This is a genomic window from Saccharopolyspora flava, assembly GCF_900116135.1.
Classification (GTDB): Bacteria; Actinomycetota; Actinomycetes; order Mycobacteriales; family Pseudonocardiaceae; genus Saccharopolyspora; species Saccharopolyspora flava.
In genome coordinates, this window is record NZ_FOZX01000002.1 from 85,546 (window position 1) to 109,812 (window position 24,267).

Consider the following 24,267-nt stretch of genomic DNA (forward strand, 5'->3'; position numbering starts at 1 on the left):
CAGTTTTCATGAAAACTGCGCTCACGAGGGCCACTGGGCGAGGACCGTGACCGTGCCAGGGTCGACCTCGGTGAAGCCCGCGTCGCGGACCATCGCGACCCGGGACTTGCGCCAGGCCGTCTCCGGGTCGTCGCCGGGGTGGAGGTCGGCCCACGTGTCCGGGGACGCCTGGCGAACCGCGCTGGGGTAGCCGTCGGAGGCCCAGCGCCGCAGGTCCTCGTCGAGGCCTTCGCCGTGCAGCTGAGCGGCGAGGATCATCGTCGCGTGTCCGACCTGGGCGGCGGACTTGCCCGCGCTCATCGGGACGTCGGGGTTGAGCCACAGGACCGGGACGCCGTCCGGGACCGGGCCGGGCTCGTCGGGTTCGAGCTCGCTGCCGGAGATCTGCAGGCGGCTGAGCTCCTTGGGCATGTCGGCGACCCGCATCGGCAGCAGGGCGCGGACCTCGGCCCCGCCGACCTCGACGGTGATGCCGGGCAGCGCCTGCACCGCCTCCCAGTGCGCGCCCCGGGCGCGGCGGGTGACCTTGCGGATGCGGCCGGAGATCCAGCCGTGCATCGCCTCGTGCCACTCCCCCGCCGGATCCTCTTCCGTCGCGGGGGCGCAGCGCTCGTCGAGGCAGACCGCGAGCGCGGCCGCGGCGGCGGCCTCCAGCAACGCCGTGCGGGCCGGTGGCTCGCGGCGCTCGATGCGCAGCACCATCGGCATCAGCACGACGTTGTCGGGGTCCTCGTCGGAGGTGTCCGCGGTGGCCTCGCCGGGCAGGGCGAGCCACTGGGCGTAGCGGGAGACGAGCGGGTCGAGCACGGAAAGCGGTAGCACGTCTCGCTCAACTCCCGCCACGCCGTCGGTGTTCCGGCATCACTGGTCGAGTGGCACCCGTCGCAGCACGCCGTCCTCGGCGTCGGCCGCCTCGATCTCGGCGCGCGTCACGCCGAGCACGAACAGCACGGTGTCCAGGAACGGGTAGGACAGCGCGGTGTCGGCGACCTCCCGCAGCGCGGGCTTGGCGTTGAACGCCACGCCCAGACCGGCGGCGCTGAGCATGTCGATGTCGTTGGCCCCGTCGCCGACGGCCACGCACTGGGCGGCGGGAACCCCGTAGTCCTCGGCGAAGCGGCGCAGCGCCTTGGCCTTGCCGGGCCGGTCCACGATCTCGCCGATGACCCGGCCGGTGAGCTTGCCGTCGACGACCTCCAGCTCGTTGGCCGCGCTGAAGTCCAGCCCCAGCTCGTCCACCAGCTGGTCGATGATCTGCGTGAACCCGCCGGAGACGACCCCGGTGTGGAAGCCCAGCCTGCGCAGCGTGCGGATGGTGGTGCGCGCTCCAGGGGTGAGCTCCAGCTCGGCGGCGACCTCGTCGAGCACCGCGGCCGGCAGGCCTTCGAGGACCGCGACCCGCTGGCGCAGCGACTCGGCGAAGTCCAGCTCGCCGCGCATCGCGCGCTCGGTGACCTCGCGGACCTGGTCCTCGCAGCCCGCGCGGCGGGCCAGCATCTCGATGACCTCGCCCTGGATGAGGGTGGAGTCGACGTCGAACACGACGAGGCGCTTGGCGCGGCGCGCGAGCCCGGTGCGCTCGACCGCCAGGTCGACGCCGGTGCGCGCGGCCAGCGCGGCCATCGCCTCGGTGAGCTCCTGGTCGTCCTCGGCGTCGGGCGCGGTGACCTTCAGCTCCAGACCGGTGACGGGGTAGTCGGCGACGCGGTGGATCGAGTCGATGTTGACGTCGATGTCGGCCAGCGCGCGCGAGACGTCGCTGAAGTTGCGGGCCGTCACCGGCTGCCCCAGCACGACCACGACGTGGGTGGAGCCGAGCTTGGCGGCGTCGATGTCCTCGGCGCCGATCTCGACGTCGACGGTCATGCCGACCGTCGCCATCGCCTGTTCGACGGCTTCCTGCAGCCTCTCCGGGTCGACCTCGGTGGACACCAGCACGCCCAGCACCAGGCGCCCGCGGATCACCACCTGCTCCACGTCGACGATGTCCACGCCGTGGCGCGTCAGCGCCGCGAAGAGCACGGAGGTGACGCCGGGTTTGTCCTTGCCGGTGACGGTGATCAGCACGGTGGTCGCATGCGAGCTCACGACTGCGATGTTTCCTCTCTACCCGAGAAAGTGGTCACGAACGCAACGAGCCCCGGCGGGAAAAACCCGCCGGGGCTCGCCGTCGAGCTAGCCCTACCCTGGCACAGCCGTGCCGCTCGGGGCTATCGACGAAATCACTTCTCGGTGGTGTCGTCCCGATCCGAGTCGTCCTTGGTCTTGGGCGGTTGAGTCAGGGTGGCGGTACCGCCGGCGCCTTCCTCGTGCTTGTGGGCCAAGGTCTTGCCGGTGAGCGACAGGTGCGCCTCGAGCCGCATCCGCTCGGAGATGTGCGGGTAGTGCAGCTCGAACGCCGGGCGCTCGGAGCGGATCCGCGGCAGCTCCTTGAAGTTGTGCCGCGGCGGCGGGCAGGAGGTCGCCCACTCCAGGGAGTTGCCGTAGCCCCACGGGTCGTCGACCTCGGCGACCTCGCCGTACCGGTAGCTCTTGAAGATGTTGTACAGGAACGGGAGCATCGAGGCGCCCAGGATGAACGCGCCGATCGTGGAGATCGTGTTCAGCGTGGTGAAGCCGTCGGACTCCAGGTAGTCGGCGTACCGGCGCGGCATGCCCTCGTTGCCCAGCCAGTGCTGGACCAGGAACGTGCCGTGGAAGCCGATGAAGGTCAGCCAGAAGTGCAGCTTGCCCAGCCGCTCGTCCATCATCCGGCCCGTCATCTTCGGGAACCAGAAGTAGATGCCGGCGAAGGTGGCGAACACGATCGTGCCGTAGAGCACGTAGTGGAAGTGCGCGACCACGAAGTAGGTGTCCGAGACGTGGAAGTCGACCGGCGGCATGGCCAGCAGGACACCGGTGAGACCACCGAAGAGGAAGGTGACCAGGAAGCCGACCGAGAAGATCATCGGCGTCTCGAAGGTCAGCTGACCCTTCCACATGGTGCCGATCCAGTTGAAGAACTTCACACCGGTCGGGACCGCGATCAGGAACGTGGTGAACGCGAAGAACGGCAGCAGCACGGCGCCGGTGGCGTACATGTGGTGCGCCCAGACGACGACCGACAGCGCGGCGATGCCCAGGGTCGCGTAGACCAGGCCGGAGTAGCCGAACAGCGGCTTGCGGCTGAAGACCGGGAAGATCTCCGAGACGATGCCGAAGAACGGCAGCGCGACGATGTAGACCTCGGGGTGCCCGAAGAACCAGAACAGGTGCTGCCAGAGGATCACGCCGCCGTTGGCCGGGTCGAAGACGTGGGCACCGAGGTGCCGGTCGGCCATCAGGCCCATCAGGGCGGCGGTCAGGATCGGGAACGCCATCAGGATCAGCACGCTGGTGACCATGATGTTCCAGGTGAAGATCGGCATCCGGAACATCGTCATGCCCGGCGCGCGCAGGCAGATCACGGTGGTCAGCATGTTGACCGCACCGAGGATCGTGCCCAGACCGGAGACGGCCAGACCGGCGATCCACATGTCCGCGCCGTGGCCCGGCGAGTGCAGGGCGTCCGACAGCGGGGTGTAGGCGAACCAGCCGAAGTCGGCGGCGCCACCCGGCAGCAGGAAGCCGCTGACGACCATCAGGCCGCCGAACAGGTAGAGCCAGTACCCGAAGGCGTTCAACCGCGGGAACGCGACGTCGGGCGAGCCGATCTGCAGCGGAAGGATGTAGTTGGCGAAGCCGAACAGGATCGGGGTCGCGTACAGCAGCAGCATCACCGTGCCGTGCATGGTGAACAGCTGGTTGTACTGCTCCTGCGACAGGAACTGAAGCCCCGGAACGGCCAGCTCGCCGCGGATCAGCATCGCCATCAGGCCGCCGACCAGGAAGAACGCGATCGAGGTGACCAGGTAGAGGATGCCGATTTGCTTGTGGTCCGTGGTGCGGAACATCCGCGCCAGGAACGACCCCTTAACCGTTTTGCGCACCGGATAGGGGCGCGTGGCGATCGGCTGTGGCGCGACGGCCGTCACGGTGCCTCCTGCACTCCCTTGAAGCCTTCTCGGACCCGAACGAGGTCCGCCCCGGCCCGGGTGGGCCGGTGACAGCATGCGACGCCCGGCAGGAACCCTGCACGACGAGCCGATCGCGATGCCGCCGACTGCGGATACTAGTCCCGGGGTCCGGCCGGAGTTCGGCCGGGCCGTAGCCACCCTATTCATCGGGGCCTCGATCGTCACCCGCGGTGAGATCCATCAGACACAGCGCGACCGGGACGACGTCGGCCGCACCGGCCACGAGGCGGACAGATAACCTACGGGGCAACAGGTCCGGCAGCCCACCTGCGTTCTGCACCGGGCAGCCCTGGGACGACGTCCACCAGATCCTGGAGGGGAAGCACGTGCGGAAGAGCACGATCATCGGCGCTGTGCTGGTCGGCGGTATCGCACTCGCGGGCTGCACACCGGCCGAGTACGACAGCGACCAGCCGCCGGCCCCGGGCACCCCGCCCGCCGACGCGCCGCAGATGGCCGGCCAGGCGGCATCCGGCGAGCACGGCGGAACCTCGGGTGCGAGCGGGGCGGCCGCGCAGCTGCTGAGCAACCGCCAGCAGGTGCTGGCGCTGGCCGAGCTCGCCGCCACGAAGGCCACCAGCCCGCAGGCCAAGGAGGTCGCGGCGGAGCTCCAGCAGTCGGCGACCGAGCAGGTCTCCGAGCTCAAGCAGCTCGCCGGTGGCTCCGGCGCCCAGTCCGCGCAGCCCGACGCGGCGCTGTCCGCGCTGAGCGGCCCGGCGTTCGACGCCCAGTGGAAGCAGAAGGTGCTCTCGCTGGTCGGCCAGGCCCCGACGCTGGCCCAGGGCGACGCCGAGCTCTCCGAGCTCGCCACCGAGCTGACCGCGGAGCAGCAGGAGATCACGACGAAGCTCAACGCCGTCGCCTGATCCACCGGCTCTTCGAAGAGGCACCCGCGATGCGCTCGCGGGTGCCTCTTTTTTTCGCTCTTCACGAGCTAACCTACTGCGAGTAGGCTACTGCGGAGTAGATAGTGGGCTGACTCGAGGGAGAGCAGATGCCGAACGTTGCCGGCAAGGTCGTCCTGATCACCGGAGCCGCCAGGGGGATCGGCGCCGAGACCGCGCGCGAGCTGGCCAAGCGCGGCGCCAAGCTCGCCCTGGTCGGCCTGGAGCCCGCGCAGCTGGCGGAGGTCGCCGCCGAGCTCGGCGAGGGGCACTTCTGGGCCGAGGCCGACGTCACCGATCCCGAGTCGCTGCAGCGGGCCGTCGACGGCGCGCGCGAGAAGTTCGGCCGGATCGACGCCGCCATCGCCAACGCAGGCATCGCCCCGCTGGGCAGCATCCGCGAGAGCGACCCGCGCGGCTTCCTCAAGACCATGGACGTCAACGTCAACGGCGTGTTCCACACCGCCCGCGCGGTGATGCCCTCCCTGGCCGAGTCGAAGGGCTACCTGCTGGTGGTGTCCTCGCTGTCGGCGTTCGCGCCGATCGGCGGCATGGCCGCCTACACCGCGAGCAAGGCCGCCTCCGAGGCGTTCGCCTCCGCGCTGCGCATGGAGGTGCTGCACCTGGGCGTGTCGGTGGGGTCGGCGCACCCGTCGTGGATCGACACCGACCTGGTCCGCGAGGTCGCCGACGACCTCAAGACCTTCACCGAGATGCGCAAGCGCCTGCCGTGGCCGATGCGCGCCATCACCACCCCGGAGGCGTGCGCGCGGGCCTTCGCCCACGCCGTCGAGCGCCGCAAGCGCCGCGTCTACGTCCCGCGCGGCGTCATGCTCATGCACTGGCTGCGCAACGTGCCGGGGTCGGCGCTGGTGGAGCTGTTCATGCGCCCGCAGCTGATCAAGCTCATCCCGCAGCTGGAGCAGGAGGTCCGCGAGCTCGGCCGCTACATGAGCGAACGCAACCAGAAGCTCAACTCCTGATCCCGCCTTCGTGGGGTGGGGACAGTTTTCATGAAAACTGTCCCCACCACCCACCCAGAGCAAGTGTCACCAGCCCCACCACCAGCGAGTTCTCCCGTTCCGAGGTGGTCGAGGTTTCAGTCGGAACCTCAACTTTGGGACGTGGTGGGGGGAAGTTTTCATGAAAACTGCGCGCCACCCACACAACGGATCGGATGGCGGGGGCCGGTGGCCGGGAGCGCGACGGGAGTGGTCCCGGCCACCGGGGTCAGCGGGTGTTGTGCTGGCCGACCAGAGGGCGCTGCTGCGGGACGGTCCGTTGGTGCCCGAGCGGCGCGCGCTGGGGCAGCGGCTGTGGAACCCGCTGGGGCGCGGCGTGCAGCACCGGGTGACCGACCGGCGCCGCGCGCTTGGTCAGCACCGGCTGCGCCGGGACGACGGGACGGCGGCGCGGGAGGCTGCGGCGGCTCTGCGCGGCGGCCTGGTGGCACTGCCGCTCGTGCTCGATGCGGGCGATGAGCAGCCACACCGTCGGGTCGCCTTCGCCGGTGGGCCGGTGCTGCGGGCGGTTGGCGGGGCTGATCCAGTACGGCAGTCGCACGAGCATCCCGCCGAGCACGGCGCCGATGGTGTTGCACACGACGTCGTCGGCGGAGCAGACGCGGCCGCTGATCGCCACGAACTGGACGGCCTCGATCGAGGCGGAGCACAGCATCCCCCCGACGGCGATCTTGGCGACGCTGTCGAACCACGGCACTCGTTGCGGCACGAGCACGCTCAGCGGCAGCAGCAGCACGAGGTTGCCCGCGAGCTGCAGCCACGGCTCCGTGTTACCGGGAGCGGCGGTGAGCGCCTCGGCGACGTCGTTGCCGATCTCAGGCCGGAAGGGCTCCAGCGTCGGCACCTGGGGCGTGAAGACCAGGTAGCCCACGACGAGGATCGAGTAGGCCAGGGCTCCGTCGATCAGCGGCTCGCGCATCACGAACGGTTCCGTCGAATAACCGCGGAGCACTCCGGATCCGCATCCGACCGCGAGCGCGACCAGGAGCAGCGTCGTCACTACCGGAACGAATCCGTCGAATGCCACGAGAATCTGCTGCACGTCCGCCGCACTTCCTCTGGCAGCCAGCGCCAGGACTCAAGGCACGCGGCAACTCCTTAGCGGATCTACCGAATACCTGGAAACCGTTGGGAATTGTCATTTCCAGCGGTCGGCGTTGACCGAGATCTTCTGGGGTCTGCATCGGCCGGTGGCGGCCGGACGCCGCCTCGGGGTTTCGCGACGTCCGGCCGCCCGACCCCTGCCACCGCTCGGGCGACAGGGCGGGGTTTCACGACGCAGCAGGCCATTCGGCGGAATTCCGGGCCCTCGTCGGGGTACGGGTCCCGGCTTCCGTCCGGCCGACCACGACGCGGACCCCGCGACTGGTCTGGTGGTGTCCATCTGAATCGACTCCGTTCGCAGTGAAAGGTACCCGGAATCGCAGGTCGAACGACAGGCATGGCAAGAAGGCGCCATAGCCCGAAAAGCTCTCCACAATGGACGAGAACGCCGCACAAAAGCGCCGTGAACTGCGAATCTGCAACGATCAAGGACCGGAGTCGACTCGCACCCCCGGAAATTCACACAATTCCCAGCGCGCACTCACTCGTGAATTCCGCGTAACCGCACGTGAACACGACGGCAAGACCGTGAATAACGGGGAATCACACGATGAACCCGACCACCCCGAAAACCCGTGTCCCCAACCGGACCCAACCTACACCCCCACCACCCCCGGGGAGCGAAACGGCCCACCGGCTCCTCGGAACCGGTGGGCCGCGCGGCCGGATTCAGTCCTTCTTCTTGAAGAGGCGGCGGAGGGGGTCGTAGCGGCGGTCGGCGACGCGCTCCTTGAGGGGGATGAGGGCGTTGTCGGTGATGTGGATGTGCTCGGGGCAGACCTCGGTGCAGCACTTGGTGATGTTGCACATGCCCAGGCCGTGCTCTCCCCTGGCCTCCTCGGGGCGGTTGCGCGCCTCGTCGAGCGGGTGCATCTCGAGTTCGGCGACGCGCATCAGGAAGCGGGGCCCGGAGAAGGCCTCCTTGTTGTCCTCGTGGTCGCGGATGACGTGGCAGGTGTCCTGGCACAGGAAGCACTCGATGCACTTGCGGAACTCCTGCGAGCGCTGCACGTCGACCTGCTGCATCCGGTACTCGCCGGGTTCGAGACCGGCCGGCGGGGTGAACGCCGGGATCTCGCGGGCCTTGACGTAGTTGAACGACACGTCGGTCACCAGGTCCTTGATCAGCGGGAACGTCCGCATCGGGGTGACCGTGATCGTCTCGTCCTCGGTGAAGGTCGACATCCGCGTCATGCACATCAGCCGCGGCCTGCCGTTGATCTCCGCCGAGCACGAACCGCACTTGCCCGCCTTGCAGTTCCAGCGGACCGCCATGTCCGGGGCCTGGGTGGCCTGCAGCCGGTGGATGATGTCGAGGACGACCTCGCCCTCGTTGACCTCGACGGTGTAGTCCCGCAGCTCGCCGTCGTCGGTGCCGCGCCACACGCGGAAGTGCGCTTGGTATCCCATCACCGCTCCTCACCCTGGACGTCCGCGAGCTCTTCCTCGGCGTAGTACTTGCGCAGCTCGTCGAGCTTGAACAGCTCCAGCAGGTCCCGGCGCATCGGCACCTGCGGCTGCTCGGCGACGTCCACGCCGTCGCCGGACTTGGTGCACACCAGCAGCTTCCGGCGCCACTGCGGTTCCATCGCCGGGTGGTCGTCGCGGGTGTGGCCGCCGCGGCTCTCGGTGCGCAGCAGCGCGGCCCGGGCGACGCACTCGCTGACCAGCAGCATGTTCCGCAGGTCCAGCGCCAGGTGCCAACCGGGGTTGAACTGCCGGTTCCCCTCCACCTCCAGGTGTTCGGCGCGGGCGACGAGCTCGCGCAGCCGGTCCAGGGCCTCGCGCATCTCGGGGCCCCGCCGGATGATGCCGACCAGGTCGTTCATCGACTGCTGGAGCTCGGAGTGCAGCGCGTAGGGGTTCTCGCTGCGGCCCTCGGCGGGGTTGAACGGGTCGGCCGCGCGCCTGGCCGCCGCGTCCACATCGGACTCGGCGATCGACGGTCTGCCCGGCAGTCCCCGCACGTAGTCGGCGGCGCCCGTTCCGGCGCGGCGGCCGAAGACCAGCAGGTCCGACAGCGAGTTGCCGCCGAGCCGGTTCGACCCGTGCATGCCGCCCGCGACCTCGCCGGCCGCGAACAGCCCCGGCACCCGGGACGCCGCGGTGTCCGGGTCGACCTCGACGCCGCCCATCACGTAGTGGCAGGTCGGGCCCACTTCCATCGCCTCGGCGGTGATGTCCACGTCGGCCAGTTCCTTGAACTGGTGGTGCATCGACGGCAGCCGCTTGGTGATCGTCTCGGCGGGGAGCCGCGTGGCCACGTCGAGGAACACACCGCCGTGCTGGGAACCCCGCCCCTCCTTGACCTCGTTGTTGATGGCGCGGGCGACCTCGTCGCGCGGCAGCAGCTCGGGCGGCCTGCGGTTGTTGTCCGGGTCGTCGTACCAGCGGTCGGCCTCGGCCTCGCTGTCGGCGTAGTTGTCCTTGAACACCTCGGGGATGTAGTCGAACATGAACCGGCTGCCCTCGGAGTTGCGCAGCACTCCCCCGTCGCCGCGCACCGATTCGGTGACCAGGATCCCCTTCACGCTCGGCGGCCACACCATGCCGGTCGGGTGGAACTGCACGAACTCCATGTTGATCAGCGAGGCCCCGGCGCGCAGCGCCAGCGCGTGCCCGTCACCGGTGTACTCCCAGGAGTTCGAGGTGACCTTGAAGGACTTGCCGATGCCGCCGGTGGCCAGGACGACGGCGGGCGCGTCGAACAGCACGAACCGGCCCGACTCCCGCCAGTACCCGAAGGCCCCGGAGATCCGGTCGCCGTCCTTGGTCAGCTCGGTGACCGTGCACTCCTGGAAGACCTTGATGCGCGCCTCGTGGTCGCCGAACTCGGCCTTGTCCTCCTGCTGCAGCGAGACGATCTTCTGCTGCAGCGTGCGGATGAGCTCCAGCCCGGTCCGGTCGCCGACGTGCGCGAGCCGCGGGTACTCGTGGCCGCCGAAGTTGCGCTGGCTGATCCGGCCGTCCGGGGTGCGGTCGAACAGCGCCCCGTAGGTCTCCAGCTCCCAGACCCGTTGCGGCGCCTCGCGGGCGTGCAGCTCGGCCATCCGCCAGTTGTTGAGGAACTTCCCGCCGCGCATGGTGTCGCGGAAGTGCACCTGCCAGTCGTCGTGGGAGTTGACGTTGCCCATCGAGGCGGCGATGCCGCCCTCGGCCATGACCGTGTGCGCCTTGCCGAACAGGGACTTGCACACCACGGCGGTGCGCAGTCCCGCCGACCGGGTCTCGATCGCCGCGCGCAGACCCGCGCCACCGGCGCCGATCACGACCACGTCGTACTCGTGCCGTTCGATCTCCACATCCAGTCCTTCTAGCTTCGTTGGTAAGCGGCGGAGCCGCTTTCTCTTTCGCCGACCACCCTCGCCACCTGCACCGCCGGGGGTTCTGAGCGCGTTCCTGGCGAGGACAGCTCCGACGCTGTGAATTGGCATTCATGAGGAGGAGATCCCGCAGCCAGGGACGCGCTCAGGTTCCCCTACCCGCACCGCTACGCAAGTCGCCCCGGACCTTTCATTTCAGTTGAACAGTCTGGGGTCGTTGATGGCGCCGCTGGCCACCAGCATCACGTACAGGTCGACCACGGCGACCGAGGCCAGCGAGCACCAGGCGAGCAGCATGTGCTTGCCGTTGAGCCAGGTGACCTTGGTCCACAGCCAGTAGCGCACCGGGTGGCGCGAGAAGTGGTTGAGCCTGCCGCCGATGAGGTGGCGGCAGGAGTGGCAGGACAGCGTGTAGGACCACAGCAGCGCCACGTTGATCACCATCAGCACCGTGCCGAGGCCGACGCCGACACCGCCTTCGGTGCCCTTGAACGCGATGACCGTGTCGTAGGTCAGCACCGCGGCGACGAGCATCGCCGCGTAGAAGAAGTAGCGGTGCGCGTTCTGCAGGATCAGCGGGAACCGGGTCTCGCCGGTGTAGCGGCCGTGCGGTTCGCCCACCGCGCAGGCCGGCGGCGACGCCCAGAACGCCCGGTAGTAGGCCTTGCGGTAGTAGTAGCAGGTCAGCCGGAACCCGAGCACGAACGGCAGCACGAAGATCGGCGGCGGCACGAGCCACCCCAGGTCCGGGAAGGGCTGTCCGAAGTGGCTGGATCCCGGGACGCAGGCCGCCGACAGGCACGGCGAGAAGAACGGCGCCAGGTAGTTGTGCTCCGGGACCCAGTACCACTGGTTCATGAACGTGCGGATCAGGCCGTAGATCACGAAGGCCGTCAGGCCGAGGAAGGTCACCAGCGGCGGGAGCCACCAGCGGTCGGTGCGCAGGGTGCGCGCGCCGATGCGGGCCCGGCCGGTGGCGCTAGCGGGTGCGGACATTCGTTGACCTCGTTGTCATGAGTCGTCCGACGTGCTCACCTTGAGGACGCTCATTGTGGATCAGGTCACAGCCCGCTGCTAGTCCCCCGGACGGTTCAACCCCCGCTTCCGCTCAGCGCCGCGGCTGGCCCCCGAGCCCCTCGTCGTCGGCGTCCTGCCAGAGCGACGGGTCGTAGGGGGTGTCCGGCACGATCACCACGTCATCGCGGGCGTCGTCGCTGCGCCGCGGGGCGGGCAGCGCGGCGGCGAGCTCGGTGGCGTCGATGTCGAGCCGTTCGATGTCGTTGTGGATCCGGCGGAGCGCGGCGGCGTCGCCGTAGCGCTGCCGCAGCGCCCCGGCGCTGCTCTTGAGCTGCGTCAGGACCCGCTGGAACTCGGCCAGTTCGGTCGTCGTCGAGGCCATCGGCGAACACCTCTCGCGCCTAGGTGGAGGAACCTCTCCCCAGACTCTGCCCGCCGTCGTCAAATGTGACAAGTACCACATCGAACGATCATCCGAGGCGTCCCTCGAACGGGCGCTGCGCCGTGGTCCGCTCGGCCGAGGAGTCGCGCTCGGCGCACGGCGGGCCGGAGATCGCGCGGCCGATGCGCTGCGCGCCCCAGCCCAGCGCCAGCACGTAGGCCAGCGAGCAGGCCACCACCACCATCGACGCCACCGGCCACAGCCAGTCCGGGACGCCGGGGGCGGCCTCGCGGCGCAGCAGCTGGTACTCCGGCATGGCGGCGCGGGTGAACTCCGCGGGCGCGGGCACGCCCGGCTTGCCTCGGGCGGCGTCGGCCGGGAAGTAGACCGGGGTGGCGAGGATCGCGCGGCCCGAGTGCAGCCGGATGATCGTCTTCCACGGGCCGCTGATCGGCATCGGCTGGTTGGTCCGGTACACGCCGGGACCGATCTCGGTCAGCCGGTCGACGTGCAGCGAACCCCCGTGCCAGCCGGTGATCGTCAGCCACGCCGGGTGCTCGGCGACCGGCGCGGGCACGATGCGCACCTCGGCCTGCCGGGTCTGCTCGTAGACGGCCACCTCCGCCCGCACGTCGCCCGGCGAGACGCCCACCAGCCCGTTGACGGTCGCGACCGCGATGCCGCTCAGCGCCACCGCGAACACGCCGACGCGGGTCCGGGCGGGTGGCAGCTCCCCGCGCAGCGCGCGCACCAGCAGCGCCCCCAGCAGACCGCCGCAGACGCCGCCGAGCAGCGACATCAGCACGCCCTCCGGCAGCATGTCCGGCGACCACGGGAGCCGGTAGGCGACGGAGGTCCACACGTACTCGGTGGTGTAGCCGATGGTGCCGATCAGCAGCCCGGAGAACACGCCCAGCAGCAGCGGCCTGCGCGCCAGGGCGACCGCGGCGATCTCCACGCACAGCGCCTCGACGACGTAGAGCGGCATCGCCGAGGTCGGCCCGCCCAGAGCCGTGCCGACGAGCAGCGCGAGGCCGCCTCGGGTGAGCAGGAACAGCGCGACGGCCAGCACCGCTCCGCCGCGCCCGATCCACAGCCGCGCGGCCACCAGCGCGCAGCCGGCGGACACGGCGATGAGCAGCGGCTGGAAGACCATCCGGAACTGCGGGACGCCGAAGTCCCACTCGGCCTGGAACAGCGACAGCCCGACCAGCAGCGCCCCGCACAGCAGGCCGCGTCGCACGTAGAGCGCGCGCATCGTCTCGGCGCGGCCGGTGCGCACGAACCGGCCTTCGCGCTCCAGCAGCGCCATCGCCACCAGCGACAGCGAGACGCCGCCGATGATGATCAGCCGCGCGGGTCCCCACAGGGTCACGTCCTGGCCGAAGAGCCGCTGCCAGACGGCGTCGAGCGGGAACCCCAGCAGCGAGAAGAACCCGGCCAGTCCCAGCAGCAGTCCGCTGGTCGGGGCCTCCCAGCAGCGGGTGAGGCGCAGCGAGGCGCGGCCGGGGCTCTCACCCATCGGCAGCACCATCGCCAGGGTGCCGGCGACGCAGAGCCCGAAGAGGCCGAACAGGATCGGGTAGTGCGCGATGTTGCCCAGCGGCCCCTGGCCGCGTCCCTGCGTGATCCGCAGGGCGATGTCCCAGTACAGCCCCAGCAGCGTCACCAGCAGCGACATCAGCGCGATCCGCAGCGGCAGCGCCGACCAGCCGGGGAGTCCTCGCAGCAACCAGGAGTGCTCGGCGCGCTCGGCCCGGCGGGCCAGCAGCGTGATCCTGCCCGTGCGGTGGCCGTAGCCGAACGCGATCAGCAGGACGGCCACCAGTCCGGCACTACCGGCGGCGATGAGGATCTGGTCCAGGTCCGCGCCTCCCGCCGAGCCGGGGCTCGGCGACTGCTGGATGAGCGGGGTCATGCGCTTGATCGAACACCAAAACCTCTTACGCTGTCAGGCCTTACTGTGACATTCAACGTTGTCACCAAGAGGGTTCACTCGTTCGGCGCAATCGTGCGACCGTTCTTCCCCCACGCGGAATCCGCGACACGCGGAGTTCTTTGGCCGCTAAGTCTTGTGGCTCACAGTCCGGAGCACAAGACTCTCGGTCGGTTCCCGAACTACTGATCCTGTTGACTGCGAGGCAGCTTTGAGCATTCTCGGCACCCGGGTCCAACGTGTCGAAGACCCACGCCTTCTCACAGTCGGCGGCACCTACGTGGACGACCTGCGTGAACCCGCCCTGCAAGGCGCACTGCACGTCCTGTTCGTCCGCAGTCCGCTGGCCCACGCCACCATCACCGAAGTGGACGCCGACGAGGCCAAGTCCGCTCCCGGCGTGCACGGCGTGTTCACCGCCGACGACGTCGACCTCCCGCCGTACGCCTCGGGCGGCAGCCTCTCCGGCCCCACCCCGCCCGGGCTCGACCGGCCGCACCTGGCCAAGGGCGTCGTGCACTACGTCGGCGAACCGGTCGTGGCCGTCGTCGCCGAAACCCTGGCGCAGGCCCAGGACGCGGCGGAGATGGTCTCCATCGACTACGACCCGCTCGACCCGGTGATCGACCTCGACGAGGCGCTGGCGGGCGAGAAGCTGGTGTTCCCGGAAGCGGGCACCAACGTCATCGGCGAGGCAGGCGAGCTCGACGACTCGCTGTTCGACGGCTGCGAGGTCGTGGTCACCGAGCAGATCGTCAACCAGCGCGTGGCCGCGGCCTCGCTGGAGGGCCGCTCGGCCGCCTGCGCCTGGGAGGGCGACAAGGTCACCCTGTGGCTGTCCAACCAGAACGCGCAGTCCTGCCGCGACGAGCTGATGGGCAACCTCGGCCTGCCGCAGGACAAGCTGCGCGTCATCACGCCCGACGTGGGCGGCGGTTTCGGCGCCAAGATCGGCTCCGAGCAGGAGGCCGCGCTGCTGTCGATGGTGTCCCGCAAGATCGGCAAGCCGGTCAAGTGGGTCGAGACCCGCAGCGAGAACCTGGTCGCGATGACGCACGGCCGCGCGCAGCGGCACCAGATCACCATCGGCGGCAGCCGCGACGGCCGCGTGCAGGCCTACCGGCTGGAGATCGTGCAGGACGTGGGCGCCTACCCGCGGATGGGCGCGTTCCTGCCGGCGTTCACGCGGATGATGGCCAGCGGCGTCTACGACATCCCGAAGGTCGAGTCGCGGGCGCAGACCGTGGTCACCAACACCACGCCGATCGGCGCCTACCGCGGCGCCGGGCGCCCGGAGGCCACCGCCGCGATCGAGCGCGCGATCGACCTGTTCGCCGCCGAGATCGGCGCCGACCCGGCCGACGTGCGGCGCGCGAACCTGGTCAAGCCGGAGCAGTTCCCGTACCAGACGCCGGGCGGGATGCTCTACGACACCGGCGAGTACATCAAGGGGCTCGACTCGGTCCTGGAGGCCGCCGACTACGCCTCGCTGCGCGAGCAGCAGGCCAAGCGGCGCGCGGACGGGGCCACCAAGCAGCTGGGCATCGGCCTGTCCAGCTACGTGGAGATCACCGCGCCGAACAACACCGAGGGCGAGACCGGGCACGTCGAGATCCGGCCCGACGGCAGCGTTCTGGTGCTCACCGGCAGCTCCCCGCACGGCCAGGGCCACTGGACGAGCTACGCGATGCTGGTGTCCGAGCAGCTGGGCATCGACCTGGACAAGATCGAGGTCGTGCACGGCGACACCGACCTGATCCCCAAGGGCGTGGGGACGATGGGGTCGCGGTCGCTGCAGCTGGGCGGCACGGCCGTGCACCGGGCGGCGATCGACGTCAAGGACAAGGCCCGCAAGCTGGCCGCCGAGATGATCGAGAGCGACGAGGCCGACATCGAGCTCACCGACGGCAAGTGGCAGGTGCGCGGCGCCCCGAACGTCACGGTGTCGTGGGCCGACCTGGCGCAGAAGTCCGCCGACGGCCTGGCCGCCGACGTGCACTTCGTGGAGGACCGGCCGACGTTCCCGTTCGGCAGCCACCTCGCGGTGGTGGAGGTCGACGTGGAGACCGGCAAGGTCGAGCACCTGCGGCACGTCACCGTCGACGACGCGGGCACGATCATCAACCCGGTGCTCACCGAGGGCCAGCGGCACGGCGGCATCGCGCAGGGCGCGGCGCAGGCGCTGCTGGAGGAGGTCTCCTACGACTCCGACGGAAACCCGCAGAACGCCAGCTTCGCCGACTACGCGATCGTGACCGCGGCCGAGCTGCCCAGCTTCGAGCTGCTGACGATGGAAACGGCCACCACCCTGAACCCGTTGGGTGTCAAGGGGATCGGTGAGGCCGGGACCATCGGGGCCACGCCCGCGGTGCAGAACGCGGTGGTGGACGCGCTGTCCCACCTCGGTGTCCGGCACATCGACATGCCCACCACGCCCCAGCGGGTGTGGGAAGCGATCAACCAGGCATAGAAACACCGCTGATCTTGTTCAGGTAGTGCACCTGAGAAGCCTAGGAGTTCCTTCGTGCAAGTTTCGATCAACGTCAACGGCGAGCAGCGGACCCACGACGTGGAGGACCGCACCCTGCTCGTCCAGTACCTGCGCGACGACTGCGAGCTGACCGGCACCAACATCGGCTGCGACACCACGTCGTGCGGTGCGTGCACGGTGCTGCTCGACGGCGAGTCGGTGAAGTCCTGCACGGTCCTGGCCGCCCAGGCCGAGGGCCGCGAGGTCACCACCATCGAGGGCCTGTCGGACGGCGAGGAGCTGCACCCGATGCAGCGCTCGTTCCAGAAGAACCACGGTCTGCAGTGCGGTTACTGCACGCCGGGCATGGTGATGGCCTCGGTGTCGCTGGTGGAGGAGAACCCGAACCTGACCGAGGCCGACGTCCGGTCCGGGCTGGAGGGCAACCTCTGCCGCTGCACCGGCTACCACAACATCGTTCAAGCCGTGCTCGACGCGGCCAAGGAGAAGCAGGGGGCCGCGGAATGATTCCTGCCGCCTTCACCTACAAGCGCGCCACCACGGTCGACGAGGCGCTGAACCTGCTCGCCGAGCACGGCGACGACGCGAAGCTGCTGGCGGGCGGGCATTCGCTGCTGCCGCTGATGAAGCTGCGGTTCGCGGTCCCGGAGGTCGTCATCGACGTCGGCGGCCTGCGCGACCTGTCCTACATCCGCGAGGAGGGTTCGCAGATCCGCATCGGTGCCCTGACCCGGCACCACGACATCGAGCACTCGGAGCTGCTGCAGCGCGAGATCCCGCTGCTGGCGCACGCGGCGGGCACCATCGGCGACCCGCAGGTCCGCCACCGCGGCACCATCGGCGGCTCGCTGGTCCACGGCGACCCGGCCTCGGACCTGCCCGCGGTGGCGCTGGCGCTGGACGCCACGCTGATCGCGCAGGGCCCGTCGGGCACCCGGGAGATCGCGATCACGGACTTCTTCACCGACTTCTTCGAGACCTCGCTCGGCGAGGACGAGCTGCTGGTGGAGATCCGCGTCGAGAAGACCCCGAACCAGGGCTGGGACTTCCAGAAGTTCACCAAGCGCGCCATCGACTGGGCGATCGTCGGCGTCGCCGTCGCGGGCAACCGGGTCGCCCTGGTCAACATGGGCCCGACCCCGATGCGCGCGGCCGGCGTCGAGGAGGCCCTGGCCTCCGGCGCCACCCCGGCCGAAGCGGCCGAACGCGCCGCGGAGAACACCTCTCCCCCGGACCAGCCCTCGGCCACGGCGGAGTACCGCCACCACCTCGCCAAGGTCCTGGTCCGCAGAGCCCTCGAAGCAGCAGCCACCCGCAATTCCTGACCCACCCCCGAAGGGCGCCTCCAACAACGGCTGGAGGCGCCCTTCGCCGTTCAGAGGGTTCCTGCTGGTGCGTGGCCATTGGTGTGCGGATCTGGCGCGGTCTTCGGTTGGTCGAACTCCGCACGAACCTTCGCTGCGAGGTCGGCGTGGCCGCGTTTTTCGAGCGCCGCGGCGATGCTGTCGCTCAGCAGTGCGCGTTCCTCGTCATCGGACTGGACGCTGCGGATCAGCTCGACGAGGTGATCATGCGGGCCGAGTTCCACGTGTTCCGCGTCGAGCTCGGGAACGCACTCGTCGTGAGCGGCAGCGGTGAGCTTGCGCAGATTGGGGATCTTCTCCACCGCGTCGTCGATCTGGCTCTCATCTCGGGCCAGCCACCACACCAGTGCACTCCCGGCGTTCTTGAACACGTCACCGCCGAGGTATTCCCGCTTCTTCCGCTCGTGGTTGCGCTCGTGATCCCAGACCTCCTCTTCCTTGCGGACGTCGGCGAGCCGTCGCAGCCTGTCCGCATCCGATTCCGGCAGCCTCAACGCGACGTCCGTGGCCCACACCTCGATGTGCCCGGTCGAATCGGTGCGTACAGCGCCCAGGTACGAGGTGAGCCTCGCCCGCGCGATCTCGACCTCCTCCGGCGACACCGTCCCGACCAGCTGACGCGTCTGGTCCAGCACCACTTCTGCGGCCAAACTGCCCGGGTCCGCGTGCGGAATCCCCGGCTCGGGCGACCTGCGCCGCCACCACACCACGCACGAGAAGACGAGGCGGTAGTCGGCTCTCGCGCTCGGCAGGGGCACGTGCGTCATCTCGTACCGACTCGGCGGCGGAGGTTCAACGGGCGCCACCGCGGTCGCGACCGGCTGAGGTTCTGGACGTCGTCGCTCGTGCATCCACTGGTTGATGGGCCCGGCCAGTAACGACGGAGCGATCGCGGTCACTGAGGCGAGCGCGATCCACACCCCCGGCGACCACCCCAGCATCACACCGAGAACCACCCACAGAATCGCGACGAGCAACGAAACAGCCCGCACCGCACTACGCTGTTCCTTGGTCATCCCGCCTCCTCAGCACGCTTGACCTGCACTTCATCAATCTTCTTCCGCACCAGCTGCTGCGTTCGACGACGTTCCTCCGCGGAGTCCTCGTCGCCATCGGCCGCCCAATTGCGCAGCACGACGAACAACCGACCCACCCGCCCCGCAGCCCCGGCGGCACCGACCAGAACGTCCAGCAGCGCTTCGGCCGAGGGATCTCGCGTGTGAGCGCCGAACCAGTCGCACGCCCGCTCCTCCCAGAACTCCCGAGGCCGACCCACGACAGAAACCCAGTTCTCGATCAGCTGATCCCGCACGGCGCCGTCGCCGAGCACGCTCGGTTCACAGAGAAGCCGCCCTGGATCAGCGATTCGCAGGAACAGCGCGGCATCGGCATCGGCGCGTCTGGAAACCCGCGGCAGGCGCCAAAGCAGGTCGAAGAAGATCCGGTCGTCCTCGACGAGGTCCACGAGCGCGTCTGAGGCCTGTCGCGCGATTCGATGGTGGGAATGTCTCGCAAGATGGCGCAGCCGCACCATCGCCTGCTCCGGATGAGTTTCGGCGAGCACGTTCGAGCAAACGAAAACGAGAACATCAGCCAGGTCCGTCGAAAGGGATTGGCTGGTGACCCACTCGTAGATCTGCCGCCTGATCACCAGCGCGCCTGGCTCTTCCTTCAAACCTTCGGCCAGGATTCGCGCCGCCCAGTCGCGCACGCGCGGAGGCTGGTGACGCGCATCCAGCTGCAGCAACCAGGACGCCAGCGTGCACAGGTCCGCGCCGTGCCGCCCCTGCCTGCACACCATCGCGAACTGCTGCACGAGCTGCACTCGATCGGCATTGGTCAACAGTGATGACGTGCAACAACGGCCCACCCATTCCAGCAGGACGGGACGAAGCCGCGGGAACGCATGCCAGAAGTAGTTCACGACGGCTTCGGCCGACCAGGTGCTGAAGCGCACCTCGCGCGACTCGGTGAGGTCGAGCCGCAACTCTCGTAGCTGCGAGTCCAAACCCGCACTGCTGAGCACGGGAAGCTGGCCTTCGGGGCTTTCTGCTTGTGCACGCAGCTTCTCGGCCGAGTCGCCGACGACATCGGCGTGCGCGCCTTCCAGGAAGCCGGCGGACAACAAGAGCGCGCGTTTGGGCGCCGACAGCGTCGAAACGAACCTCTCGAACGTCTTGTCGCGCTTGGACACCGCCTGCAGGGCCGTGCGTAAGCAGACCTCGACGGGCTGTTCCGGGGACTGCCTGCAGAGCCTCAAGCAGTGCTCGCTCAGTCGCCCGATCTCCTCCATCGAGGCGGTGGAGAGAAACTCCCCCACCTTCTCATCGTCGAGGACGTCTTGCGGTAATGCCGTGCAGAGGTCCTTCAAGTGCTGAGCGAGGACATCCGAAGTGTTGGGCCGCTCGATCTCCACGAGCTGCGAGGACAACTCCACCGGGAGGAAGTCCCCCGCCCCAGGCGGCAGCACGACCGCCGCGTAGCCCTCGGCCTTCTCAACCGCCCCGAGAAAGGCTTCCAGGGTGCGTCCGGCGGAGTCGAGCCGTCGCAGCTCGCTGTCCGCGGAGAGATCCACGAGTAGGCGCTCACCTCGGAGAACCGTCTCGGGCTTGAGGAAGTCCGCTTCTTCCTCCTCGGTGTCGACGGGAACCTCTCTGATCGGTGAACTCGAACTCGGGGACCTGCGGAGCAGCATCTTCGCCGCGCTGCGCCGCCCGGCTCCGGCAGGTCCGCTAACCAGCACCGACCGCGCTCGCTGCAGCTTGGACCACACTTCTTTGAAGTTGTCGGGTTCGATGAATCTGCTCTCGAGCCACTGCAGCCGGGACTCGGCCAGTTCTGCTTTGGGGAGGCCTCGAAGCAATCGTCGCCGCAGGGACTCGCCCAGTTCCCCGATGACGAGGTTGTCGACTTTGCCCACGTTCGTGGCATATTTCGCGTCAACGTCCTGCATTCCGACGGGGAGCGACTCCTCAGCGGTCGTCATCCGGACCACCCGCGTAGCTGTCGCCGATGTGCATGCCACCGTGGACGACCCCAGCACCCGACTGATACTTCGACGAACCGTGGAATTGAATGCTGGGCGCATCCACCGTCGCGGGGGCTCGGCTCTCGTTCTCCTCGACCTCGGTGCCTTCGGGCTTCCGCACGACGAAGCCCTCCCGGAGGAGGCGTCCAGACGGCTTGGGGACGCGCAGGTAAGCACGTCCCTGGAAGGTCTTCACCTGGGTCTCGACCTCGACGTACTCCCCGGCTTCCTCGGCCGCGTACCCGGACAGGACCGCGTCCTCGTACACGCGCGGGGAGACGATGGCCGCGACTCGGGTCACGTCCGCAGATCGGTCGAGGATGTCTCGCACAGGGTGCGAATCCAGGATTCGGTGAGCCTCGATGCGGGTGGCGCCGTTGCCGTCGCCGAGCAGATCTTCGCCGGAGTCGGTCACCGGGCCGACCGACAGGCTCACGCGCATGCGCAGGTTGCCGTACTCGCCCGGAGCCATGCTGTTCTGCTCGACGAGTTCGTCCTGCAGAGCCCCGAGGAACGGATTGAGCAGGTACGGAAGGTAGATCGGGTCGAGGATGCGGAAGTACCCGTCACCGGTGGTGCCGCCGATGCCCTCCCTCCACAGCTCCGCATGGCCGCACCGGACGAACGCGTTCTCCATGATGAGCGGGATCTCGCGCGTGATCTTCTCGTGGTAGCGGCTCTTGCGGCCGCTGAAGTCCTTCACGTCCACGACCAGAATCGCTCGATACGGCGGAAGTTCGGTCGGCTGTTGCGTTTCCACTGGCATGGTTCTCCTTCCAGAGGTTTCTCGCGACGAAATGGAAGATGCCGGTTTTCCGGGAAGCGGATTGTCCGCGATCGGACAGTTCGACGGTGACCTAGACCTGAGTCACTCCTCCTGGATAGCGCCCGCGTCCTCGATCAGGGCTCGCATGTCGGCGACCACGATGCGCGGCCCCGGCCCCAGCACCCCATCGGCGCGCATGGTCTTGATCTGCTCCGCGACCGTGCTCCTGACCATCCCCAGAGCACGCGCCAACGCGTCCTGGGAGAACGGGATCCGGTAGCAGTCCGGCGGCTGGGCATCGGCGCGCCGGACGACTTCCAGGAACAGGCGCGCCAGTCGCCGCCGTGGGCTGAAGTGAACCTGTTGCACCTGGTAGGGGACGGTTTCGGACAGCTTCGCCACGAGGTAGTCGGCATAGGTTCCACGCGCGTCCTGCTCATCCAGGAACCGTTCGAACTCCTCGCGAATCAGAACCCGCCCCACGCACACGTCGAGTGCCCGCACCGTGGCTGTCCTGAGAGCGTCCCGCCCGAAAGCCATCTCTCCCACGAGATCGCCGGGGCCGCGCAACGACAGGAGGATCTCGGAGCCCTGCCTATCGCCTGCAAGGACCGTGACCCGTCCGCTGATCAAGACGACGAGGAAGCCCCCTTCCGCGCCTTGGCGGAGCAGGTGATCGCCCGGTTCATAACGCCGCGGCACTCCCCGCTGTTCGAGCGTTCTCCACCGGCTCTCCCCCAGCAAAACCCTGAAGCCCCTGGCCGCCGCGCCGTCGTGGTGTTGCACGTCGAATTCCGTACCGGTTCAGAAGCACTGCGCGCGAGCAATTCGGCGGGATACCGCTCGAAGAGAGCAGGCCGCACACCGAAAGTCACGGTCGTCTCACTCGAATGGCGTTGGCATTCCCGAACAATCACCGCACGCTCGAAGACATGGCGCACAGCGAGGACGCGTGGAAGATCCTTCAGCAAACCCATGATCTGATCAAAGTCGCTGACGCGAAAGCGGCCGCGATCGTCACCGGCAACGGAGTGCTCGGTGGCGTGCTGCTCAAGGTCCTGCCGCCGCACCGGGAGTGGCCGGCCGCGTGGCCGCACGTCACGCTGCTGCTCATCGGTGTCGCCGCGGTGGGGGCGAGCATCCTGTTCGCACTGCGCGTCTTCATCCCCAGGCTGAGCAACGATCGCCCGCAGTCCCTTCTCTACTTCGGCACCATCGCGCGCCGCTTCGCCGAGCCGTCGGCGTTCCTCCCCGAATACCGGAAATTGCTCGGCGACGAGACGAAGCTCGAGAAGGCGCTGGCCGAGCAGGTGTGGACGACCAGTCACATCGCGCGGCGCAAGTTCCGGAACGTCACTCCGGCGATCTGGCTGCTGGGATTCGCGTTGATCTGCGCTCTCGGCGCCGGTCTGCTCCGCTGACGGCCCGCGTTCACCGAACCCAGAGCAGGGCTGTGGCGTCGTCGTGGGGTTTGGCTCTGGGTGGGGGTGGGCCGGTGGTTTCGGCTTGGCGGACTTGGGTGAGGAGGGTGGTGGGGCCGTGGTCGGTGAGGAGGTCGAGGAGGCCCGGCCAGTCCGTGAGGGCGAAGTGGTCGACGTGGCGGGAGGCGCCGTCGGTGAGGAGGGCCGCGCGGCGGAAGGGGGCCGTGGTGCCGGTGACGGCGTGGTGGGCGGCTTCCGGATCCGTCGAGGCGACCCAGAAGCCCTGCTCGGTGTTGCGGAGTTCGGCGACGGCCTCGCGGGTGTAGCTGGGGAGGTGGTCGATGCGGTCGTCGGTGATCGCGCGGACCTCGCCGTCGACGTCGAGGACCAGCGGGCTGTCGGCGAGCACCAGGTGCTCGGCGCGATCGCGCAGCCGCAGCAGCGTCGCCGTCGAGGACGGGCTGTTCGGGTTGTTCAGGTCGCAGGTGTCGGCGTGGGCGGCGCGGAGCCGGTCGATCGCCTCGGCCAGCACGTCGGGCAGCGGATCGTCGCTGGTCGTGAGCAGCTCCGCGAGCGTCCCGCCGAGACGCCGCACCAGCCAGACGACGTCGTGCACGCACCCGCTGTCCACGCCGTCCGGCGCCGTGGCGCCGTCGAGCACGAACGCCCAGTCCGGGCCGATCGCGAAGTGGTCCTCGTTGCGACGTCCCGGGGTCGGGACCGTCGCCGCCGTCACGGGCACCCGCGCACCTCCTCCGCGTCACCGGTTCCGCCGGAACCATAGACGTTCCGGCCCCGCACGGCCGTTCCGCGTGGCATCCTCGACGGGTGGTCGACCTGCAGAGACTGATCGCGTTCTGCGCGATGTCGTTGCTGCTGTCCGCGATTCCGGGTCCCAGCGTGCTGTTCGTCGTCGGCCGCGCCCTCGCGCACGGCCGGCGGGCCGCGCTGTCCTCGGCGCTGGGCAACGCGCTCGGCGGGTACGTGCTGGTCGTCGCGGTGGCGTTCGGGCTGGGAACGGTGGTGGCGCAGTCGGCGCTGGTGTTCACCGCGGTCAAGCTGTGCGGTGCCGCCTACCTGATCCACCTGGGCGTTCAGGCGCTGCGCTCACCCGCACCGGAGGTCGATGCCGCGCCGCCGGTTCCGGGACGTCGCCGGATCTGGGAGGGCGTGCTGGTCGGCGTCAGCAACCCCAAGAGCATCGTGTTCCTGATGGCGGTGCTGCCGCAGTTCGTCGACCGCGACGCGGGTGGCGTCATCGGCCAGATGCTCGTCCTCGGTCTCGCCGGCGCCCTGCTGCAGCTGCTCTCCGACAGCACCTGGGGTCTCACGGCCTCCGCCGCCCGCGCCTGGTTCGGCCGCTCACCCCGCCGCCTCACCCGGCTCACCCGCACCGGCGGCGCCACCATGATCGGCCTCGGTGTCACCATCGCCCTCACCGGCCGATCCGACTGAGCGCTCCCCGGGTCAAAAA

Annotated in this window: 21 protein-coding genes; 7 read left to right on the forward strand and 14 right to left on the reverse strand. The window is 69.1% G+C overall.

Annotated features, from left to right (window positions below; translation table 11 throughout):
• Window positions 1–21 precede the first annotated feature (21 nt).
• From BM424_RS07220 to ctaD, 3 genes are all read right to left on the reverse strand, one after another.
• A complete protein-coding gene (locus BM424_RS07220) occupies window positions 22–822 on the reverse strand; it encodes an aminoacyl-tRNA hydrolase (protein WP_093414840.1) in 801 nt (266 codons plus the stop codon).
• A 39-nt stretch (window positions 823–861) separates the two neighbouring features.
• Window positions 862–2,088: a phosphoserine phosphatase SerB gene (gene serB, locus BM424_RS07225; RefSeq protein WP_175547971.1), complete on the reverse strand. Its 1,227-nt coding sequence runs from the start codon at window positions 2,086–2,088 to the stop codon at window positions 862–864.
• Window positions 2,089–2,222: 134 nt separating this feature from the next.
• Entirely contained in the window at window positions 2,223–4,013 is a 1,791-nt protein-coding gene (ctaD, locus tag BM424_RS07230; protein WP_245775675.1) for an aa3-type cytochrome oxidase subunit I, read from the reverse strand.
• A gap of 368 nt (window positions 4,014–4,381) precedes the next feature.
• On the opposite strand from ctaD, the gene BM424_RS07235 reads away from it, so the two are divergent.
• Window positions 4,382–4,921 (forward strand): DUF305 domain-containing protein, encoded by a 540-nt coding sequence (locus BM424_RS07235; protein ID WP_093414843.1) that lies wholly within the window; start codon window positions 4,382–4,384, stop codon window positions 4,919–4,921.
• A gap of 128 nt (window positions 4,922–5,049) precedes the next feature.
• Entirely contained in the window at window positions 5,050–5,922 is an 873-nt protein-coding gene (locus tag BM424_RS07240; RefSeq protein ID WP_093414844.1) for an SDR family oxidoreductase, read from the forward strand.
• 247 nt (window positions 5,923–6,169) lie between these two features.
• On the opposite strand, the gene BM424_RS07245 is transcribed toward BM424_RS07240, so the two are convergent.
• From BM424_RS07245 to BM424_RS07270, 6 genes are all read right to left on the reverse strand, one after another.
• Window positions 6,170–6,961 carry a VanZ family protein gene (locus BM424_RS07245; RefSeq protein WP_245775676.1) on the reverse strand — a complete coding sequence of 264 codons (792 nt, stop codon included), beginning with the start codon at window positions 6,959–6,961 and terminating at the stop codon, window positions 6,170–6,172.
• A 773-nt stretch (window positions 6,962–7,734) separates the two neighbouring features.
• Window positions 7,735–8,475: a succinate dehydrogenase/fumarate reductase iron-sulfur subunit gene (locus BM424_RS07250; RefSeq protein WP_093414847.1), complete on the reverse strand. Its 741-nt coding sequence runs from the start codon at window positions 8,473–8,475 to the stop codon at window positions 7,735–7,737.
• Window positions 8,475–10,367 carry a fumarate reductase/succinate dehydrogenase flavoprotein subunit gene (locus BM424_RS07255; RefSeq protein WP_245775677.1) on the reverse strand — a complete coding sequence of 631 codons (1,893 nt, stop codon included), beginning with the start codon at window positions 10,365–10,367 and terminating at the stop codon, window positions 8,475–8,477. Before BM424_RS07255 ends, BM424_RS07250 begins: the two co-directional genes overlap by 1 nt.
• Before the next feature lie 216 nt (window positions 10,368–10,583).
• Window positions 10,584–11,384: a hypothetical protein gene (locus BM424_RS07260; protein WP_093414850.1), complete on the reverse strand. Its 801-nt coding sequence runs from the start codon at window positions 11,382–11,384 to the stop codon at window positions 10,584–10,586.
• A gap of 112 nt (window positions 11,385–11,496) precedes the next feature.
• A complete protein-coding gene (locus tag BM424_RS07265) occupies window positions 11,497–11,787 on the reverse strand; it encodes a hypothetical protein (RefSeq protein WP_093414852.1) in 291 nt (96 codons plus the stop codon).
• An 88-nt stretch (window positions 11,788–11,875) separates the two neighbouring features.
• A complete protein-coding gene (locus BM424_RS07270; RefSeq protein ID WP_175547972.1) occupies window positions 11,876–13,705 on the reverse strand; it encodes a hypothetical protein in 1,830 nt (609 codons plus the stop codon).
• Window positions 13,706–13,934: 229 nt separating this feature from the next.
• On the opposite strand from BM424_RS07270, the gene BM424_RS07275 reads away from it, so the two are divergent.
• From BM424_RS07275 to BM424_RS07285, 3 genes are read left to right on the forward strand one after another with little or no spacing between them, the layout of a single operon-like run.
• Entirely contained in the window at window positions 13,935–16,193 is a 2,259-nt protein-coding gene (locus tag BM424_RS07275) for a xanthine dehydrogenase family protein molybdopterin-binding subunit (protein WP_093414854.1), read from the forward strand.
• 54 nt (window positions 16,194–16,247) lie between these two features.
• Window positions 16,248–16,721 carry a (2Fe-2S)-binding protein gene (locus tag BM424_RS07280; protein ID WP_093414855.1) on the forward strand — a complete coding sequence of 158 codons (474 nt, stop codon included), beginning with the start codon at window positions 16,248–16,250 and terminating at the stop codon, window positions 16,719–16,721.
• Entirely contained in the window at window positions 16,718–17,539 is an 822-nt protein-coding gene (locus BM424_RS07285; protein WP_093414856.1) for an FAD binding domain-containing protein, read from the forward strand. Before BM424_RS07280 ends, BM424_RS07285 begins: the two co-directional genes overlap by 4 nt.
• A gap of 50 nt (window positions 17,540–17,589) precedes the next feature.
• Here BM424_RS07285 and BM424_RS07290 read toward each other — a convergent pair whose 3' ends face one another.
• The 4 genes from BM424_RS07290 to BM424_RS07305 form a co-directional block, all read right to left on the reverse strand.
• Entirely contained in the window at window positions 17,590–18,594 is a 1,005-nt protein-coding gene (locus BM424_RS07290) for a hypothetical protein (RefSeq protein WP_093414858.1), read from the reverse strand.
• Window positions 18,591–20,564, reverse strand: a complete 1,974-nt coding sequence (locus tag BM424_RS07295) for a hypothetical protein (protein ID WP_139274020.1) — start codon at window positions 20,562–20,564, stop codon at window positions 18,591–18,593. Before BM424_RS07295 ends, BM424_RS07290 begins: the two co-directional genes overlap by 4 nt.
• Window positions 20,551–21,366, reverse strand: a complete 816-nt coding sequence (locus BM424_RS07300) for a hypothetical protein (protein ID WP_139274021.1) — start codon at window positions 21,364–21,366, stop codon at window positions 20,551–20,553. Before BM424_RS07300 ends, BM424_RS07295 begins: the two co-directional genes overlap by 14 nt.
• A 108-nt stretch (window positions 21,367–21,474) precedes the next feature.
• Window positions 21,475–22,158, reverse strand: coding sequence for a Crp/Fnr family transcriptional regulator (locus BM424_RS07305; protein ID WP_245775678.1), 684 nt, complete (start codon window positions 22,156–22,158; stop codon window positions 21,475–21,477).
• A gap of 104 nt (window positions 22,159–22,262) precedes the next feature.
• On the opposite strand from BM424_RS07305, the gene BM424_RS07310 reads away from it, so the two are divergent.
• Window positions 22,263–22,793, forward strand: coding sequence for a Pycsar system effector family protein (locus tag BM424_RS07310; RefSeq protein ID WP_245775679.1), 531 nt, complete (start codon window positions 22,263–22,265; stop codon window positions 22,791–22,793).
• 10 nt (window positions 22,794–22,803) lie between these two features.
• Here BM424_RS07310 and BM424_RS07315 read toward each other — a convergent pair whose 3' ends face one another.
• The gene (locus BM424_RS07315) at window positions 22,804–23,535 is read right to left on the reverse strand and encodes a protein phosphatase 2C domain-containing protein (protein WP_093414862.1); all 732 of its coding nucleotides are present in this window, start codon (window positions 23,533–23,535) and stop codon (window positions 22,804–22,806) included.
• Between the two features lie 86 nt (window positions 23,536–23,621).
• On the opposite strand from BM424_RS07315, the gene BM424_RS07320 reads away from it, so the two are divergent.
• The gene (locus BM424_RS07320) at window positions 23,622–24,248 is read left to right on the forward strand and encodes a LysE family translocator (RefSeq protein WP_093414864.1); all 627 of its coding nucleotides are present in this window, start codon (window positions 23,622–23,624) and stop codon (window positions 24,246–24,248) included.
• Window positions 24,249–24,267: the final 19 nt, after the last annotated feature.

Coding starts and splice junctions, on each gene's coding strand:
- BM424_RS07270 (WP_175547972.1), bottom strand. CDS start 13,705: ATGACCCCGCTCATCCAGCAGTCGCCGAGCCCCGGCTCGGCGGGAGGC.
- BM424_RS07295 (WP_139274020.1), bottom strand. CDS start 20,564: ATGACGACCGCTGAGGAGTCGCTCCCCGTCGGAATGCAGGACGTTGAC.
- BM424_RS07250 (WP_093414847.1), bottom strand. CDS start 8,475: ATGGGATACCAAGCGCACTTCCGCGTGTGGCGCGGCACCGACGACGGC.
- BM424_RS07260 (WP_093414850.1), bottom strand. CDS start 11,384: ATGTCCGCACCCGCTAGCGCCACCGGCCGGGCCCGCATCGGCGCGCGC.
- BM424_RS07290 (WP_093414858.1), bottom strand. CDS start 18,594: ATGACCAAGGAACAGCGTAGTGCGGTGCGGGCTGTTTCGTTGCTCGTC.
- BM424_RS07240 (WP_093414844.1), top strand. CDS start 5,050: ATGCCGAACGTTGCCGGCAAGGTCGTCCTGATCACCGGAGCCGCCAGG.
- BM424_RS07265 (WP_093414852.1), bottom strand. CDS start 11,787: ATGGCCTCGACGACGACCGAACTGGCCGAGTTCCAGCGGGTCCTGACG.
- BM424_RS07310 (WP_245775679.1), top strand. CDS start 22,263: ATGGCGTTGGCATTCCCGAACAATCACCGCACGCTCGAAGACATGGCG.
- BM424_RS07285 (WP_093414856.1), top strand. CDS start 16,718: ATGATTCCTGCCGCCTTCACCTACAAGCGCGCCACCACGGTCGACGAG.